This is a genomic window from Cupriavidus sp. 01T418, from assembly GCF_056398885.1.
The window spans coordinates 1-5,048 of the sequence record NZ_JBFTQG010000097.1 but is presented as its reverse complement, the minus strand read 5'-3'; the positions used below and the strand labels follow the sequence as shown (position 1 = coordinate 5,048).

Annotated in this window: 5 protein-coding genes; all 5 read left to right on the top strand. The window is 60.7% G+C overall.

Annotated elements, in window-relative coordinates:
• A partial coding sequence (locus AC1DQ3_RS36260) for a pilus assembly protein (protein ID WP_477124909.1) occupies positions 1-3,077 on the top strand: 3,077 nt, incomplete at its 5' end.
• A complete protein-coding gene (locus AC1DQ3_RS36255) occupies positions 3,074-3,445 on the top strand; it encodes a hypothetical protein (RefSeq protein ID WP_477124908.1) in 372 nt (123 codons plus the stop codon). The genes AC1DQ3_RS36260 and AC1DQ3_RS36255, both read left to right, overlap by 4 nt.
• A 16-nt stretch (positions 3,446-3,461) precedes the next feature.
• On the top strand, positions 3,462-3,917 hold the full coding sequence (locus tag AC1DQ3_RS36250) for a type IV pilin protein (protein ID WP_477124907.1): 456 nt from the start codon (positions 3,462-3,464) through the stop codon (positions 3,915-3,917).
• A 596-nt stretch (positions 3,918-4,513) separates the two neighbouring features.
• Entirely contained in the window at positions 4,514-4,789 is a 276-nt protein-coding gene (locus tag AC1DQ3_RS36245) for a GspH/FimT family protein (RefSeq protein ID WP_477124906.1), read from the top strand.
• Positions 4,734-4,871 (top strand): pilus assembly protein, encoded by a 138-nt coding sequence (locus AC1DQ3_RS36240; RefSeq protein ID WP_477124910.1) that lies wholly within the window; start codon positions 4,734-4,736, stop codon positions 4,869-4,871. The genes AC1DQ3_RS36245 and AC1DQ3_RS36240 overlap by 56 nt, the downstream gene beginning before the upstream one ends.
• Positions 4,872-5,048 lie beyond the last annotated feature (177 nt).

The window sequence follows — 5,048 nt, the reverse complement described above, 5'->3', positions numbered from 1 at the left end:
ACAGCGCCCAGAAGCCGATCGGTTTGTTGCACACATACAGCGGCATCAGCGGATCCATGCTCTTCGGCCTGATGACCGGGACGTACGACCGGAATATCTCCGGTGGTGTACTAAGACGCAACCCGCAGGATTTCAATTCGGAAATAAATGCCACGGATGGCACCTTCAAACCATCCGTCAAAGGCATCGTCTGGAATATCAATCGCCTGCGCATCTACGGGTACAGCTATAACGACGGCTCATACATCGATCCGACGGACAGCTCCAAGTCGGACAACTGCACCTATCAGCAGACCGGCATCACGCTCTCCGGCGGACAGACCGCAGGGGGACAGCCAGCGCAGCAAGGCAATTGCTCGACATGGGGCAATCCGATGGCGGAAATCTATATGGAGTCACTGCGATTTCTCGCCGGGGCGACCGCCGACCCGACGTTTTCCGCGACGCCGGCGACGCGCGACCAGGCTCTGGGGCTGACGACAGAAGCCTGGAGGGATCCCCTGACAGCCGCCAACTACTGCACGCCGCTAAACACCCTGGTATTCAACGCCAGTGTCTCTTCTTACGATGGAGACCAGCTAAGCGGCTTCAGCAGTCTTGGCACGGCGACCACAGCCGCCAGCTGGACAGACAAGGTCGGCACCGGAGAGGCGGTGGACGGCAAGCGCTGGTTCGCTGGCTCCAACGGGACCGCTACGGACAACCTGTGCTCCGCCAAGGTCATCGGCAGGCTCAGCCAGGCTCTCGGCCTATGCCCGGAAAGCCCTTCCCAGCAAGGCACCTTCAATATCGCRGGCGCTGCCTACTACGCGCACACCAACCGCATACGTCCGCCGACCAATGTGGTTAGCATCGCGGCACCGTCCAATGACACTACATCCCTCAAGGTGACTTCCTACGGCGTGCAACTGGCGACCAATACGCCCCGCATCACGGTGAATGTGGGGGGAAAGAATGTCACGCTGATGCCGGCCTACAGGCTTGGCAGCGGAGCCACATCGAGCACCGGGCAGATCGTGGACTTCAAGGTTATTTCGCAGGATTCGTCGAGCGGAAGGTTCTATGTGAACTGGGAAGACTCGATTGCCGGTGGAGACTACGACCTGGACATGTGGGGCATTCTGAGCTACACAGTCAGCGGAAACACAATCTCGGTTTCCACCCAGGTCATTGCTGCCAGCTCAGCCAACCCCCAAGGCTTTGGCTACGTCATTTCCGGCACGAACGCGGACGGTCCCCATTTCCATTCCGGCGCCTACGGCTATATCTATGACGACCCGACTCTGGTCCCCATCACGCCCACGGGCCTGGCGTATATCAACACCACCGGCGGCTGCCAGAGCTGCAACCCCGGCAACGTCCAGACCACTGCCAGCTATACCGCCACGGGTACCTCTGCAGCCCAGTTCCTCGATCCCCTGCTCTATGCCGCAAAGTGGGGTGCATTCAAGGACGGGAACGCGTCGGGCACCCCCGACGTTGTCACCGAATGGGACAACCACGACACAAACGGCAATCCTGGCTCGGACGGCATTCCCGACAACTATTTCTACGTCACCAACCCGGCCAATCTGCAAAACGCGCTCAACAACGCGTTCCTCAATATTCTGCAAACTTCGTCGGCCGCCTCGGTCGCCACCAATTCGTCCTCGCTGAACACGGGTTCGGTCATCTATCAGGCACAGTTCAACGGCGCCAACTGGTCCGGGCAGTTGCTGGCGCTGAGTGCGGATGCAAACGGCAATATCAACACCACCACACCGCTCTGGGATGCCCGCGCTCAGCTTGCCACCCAGAGCACAACCCCGAGCAACCGGAACATCCTGACGTTCGACGCGACTGCCACGGCCAGGGGGGGGATTCCCTTCCGATGGCCCGCGACTGGCGTCGTGGGGCTGCCCTCCGCCTACCAGACCACGCTGAACCAGACCGACAGCAAAGGCAGCCAGCGGCTCGACTGGCTGCGCGGCGACCACTCGAACGAAGGCAGCGCCTTGCGGGCGCGGCCCCTGACATCGTCCACCAACTGGGCCCTCGGCGATATCGTCAACTCCAGCCCGCAGTACGTCGGCCCTCCCAATGCTGGCTATCCTGACGCTGATTACGCTGCTTTTGTCAGCACCAACAAAGGCCGCAGCCCCATGCTCTATGTGGGTGCGAACGATGGCATGTTGCACGCGATCCGGGCAGACACCGGTGCCGAGAGCTTCGCCTACATCCCCTCCCCGTTCTTCTCCAGCACTGCCTCCGGCATTGCTGCCACGCTTCCTGCGCTGGCCAACCGTGGCTACACGCACAAATACTACGTCGACGGCACGCCCGTCACTGGSGACGCAAAAGTCAACGGCAACTGGGCCACGCTGCTGGTGGGCAGCCTGGGGGCTGGCGGCGCYGGCATCTTCGCRCTCRACGTAACAAAGCCCGACAGCATCACGGAAGCTAGCGCGAACCAGRCGGTCTTGTGGGAATTCACCAATCAAGTGGACGCGGACCTCGGCTACACCTTTGGCCARCCGTCCATCGTCAAGCTGGCAAATGGGGCAAATGGCAGGTGGGCCGCGATCTTTGGCAACGGATACAACAGCACGGCCGTCAACGCCAATGCGGATGGTACCGCCTACCTCTATATTGTCTTTCTCGACCGCCAGCCYGGCAGCCAGMGTTGGGTCGCTGGCAYGGACTACCTGAAAATTCCCACCGGCACGGGTTCCARGACCAACCCGAACGGCTTGTCGCAACCCACGGCGGCGGATGCCAACCRGGACGGCACCACCGACTACATCTATGCGGGCGACCTTCTGGGAAACCTGTGGAAATTCGACGTGACCAGTACCAACCCCGCAAATTGGGGYGTACCGGGAACWCAGACAGGCACGCAGCCACGGACRCCGCTATTTGTCGCCAGGAACAGCAGCAATCAGGTGCAACCCATTACATCGCCGGTGGACATCACGCGCAATCCGTACGGCGGCTACCTCATTYTGTTCGGGACCGGCCGCTATCTCGACACATCGGATCCTGGCGACCTGACTGTCCAGTCGTTCTACGGAATCTGGGACAGGAAGGCCCCTCGGTGAGAGGAGACCGTATCATTTTCACGACGCTGATCCCATCCGCCGCGCAATGCGAAAATGGGGGCACCAGTTGGCTGATGGAGGTGCAGGCACTCACCGGAGGGCATCTGGCCAACATCTCCCCCTTCGATGTCAACGGCGACCACAGCTTCACCCCTGCAGACTTCTTGCCGGATCCCAAGACACAGATAGCCGTGCCTGTCGGTGGCCGTGGCTCGACAGTGGGTATTACGCCAGCACCTACCGTGACCAAATGCGGGCCGGGCAAGGAATGCAAGATATCGTCGGGCTCCAGCGCCAACATCGAGACCATCGCTGAGAGCGCGGCGAACCCGAGTGGGCGCCTGGCTTGGCGCGAGATACTGCACTAGTCGCTAAGCATCCGGAATGAAGGCCTATCACATGACTATCCAGCCCCGGCGCCACAGCGGCTTCACGCTGATGGAACTGTTAACTGCCATGGCGATCGTCGCGATCCTCGCTTCGATCGCCTATCCTCTCTACACCAACTATGTGCTCAAAGGCCGGCGGACGGAGGGGAAATCCGCGGTGCTGCGGGTACAAGGGGCCCTGGAACGGTATTACACCGTCAACAACGCATACACCGTCGACCCGGCGGCCCTCCAGTTGCCCACGTGTGCCGGTACGAGTTCGACCTTTTCAGCGGACTCTTGTTCTGGCAGCGCCTACACGATCGCGATCTCCGGCCCTTTTGGTATCGCCACGTCCTATGTCATTACGGCAACGCCGGTGAAGGCCGATCCCACTTGCGGTAATCTCACGCTGGATCAGACCAACGCGAAAAGCTTTGCGGGGACTGGCACGACCGCTGATTGCTGGTAAGACGCCGTGGCGGTGCCGGCCGGTCTCTGAACGCTGTTCCCCGCAGGCAGGGCTCGCGCCAGGCGTGGGATAGTTCGCGCTCAACGTCCTCCGGCCAACCCGCCGTTAGCATTTCCCTTACGCATCTCCACAGTCTGGAACATTTCCAGGCCGCTCTTCTGGCTATCCTCGGACATCATGTCTTCCATGCGAGGCTGCCATGTCAATGCGCGCGCAAACGCGCCACTATCCCGCTCGCGGGAAAGACTTCCGCGGCTATGTCCTGATCGAATCCCTCACCGCCCTCGCGGTCCTCGGCGTCGGCCTGCTGCCTCGTGTCTACGTCCACCCGCGAGAGGGGTAGTAAAAATTGCAAAAAAAGTAATTGGGTTGATTTCGCCGACTTCCGTGGCCGATACTCCAACAAAAATGAACAAGCCCGGTCAGAGCAAACAAAAAACATAGCGAAGCATTTTTGGGACGAGGGTCAAAATGGGTCAATCTAGCTGCCGGGGGGCAACCGGCTACGCCATGCTTGGCGCGCCGGCGGCGTTCGCCTGCACCGTCTGTGTACGCGGCACTAAAAGCAAGCTCACGCCCTCGGCCTGCCTCAGGCCGTGCTGCGTTGGCCGGCAATTCCCGCAAGTATCATCGTGCAAGATTGTCCGCTTCTCCGCAGCGAAGCCGCCCGCAACATGCGGGTAACTGTCTGCCCGACGTCCGACGGCTCCACCTGCGCCAGCAACTGGAGCGCCCGCCGCATTGTCTTTATCGACCTCAACACCGACGGCAGCTGGAATTCAGCGACTGAAGAGCTGCTGCGCGCAGCCGCGCTACCTGATCGAACCGATCCCCAACAGCAGTCCTGGAAGTATCAAGGCCGGCCCAATTAACCATGTGTACCGCATTTCGGCGATCGGCTATGGTGCCAGCCCCAACACCAAGGTTCTGATCCAGGAAGTTTTCCGACCCTAGAAACACTGCTGGCGCGCAGGTGAAATGGCCCGTGCGCCGGCCAGCAAATCGCAAGCGCACGACACTGAGACAGATATGCCAACTCGCACTCGTTCCAGACTGATCTCCGGATGCCAGATCCTCATGGTCATGCTGTCGCTGGCGCTGGCCGTGTTTTCGGCAAGTGCGGCACAGCTC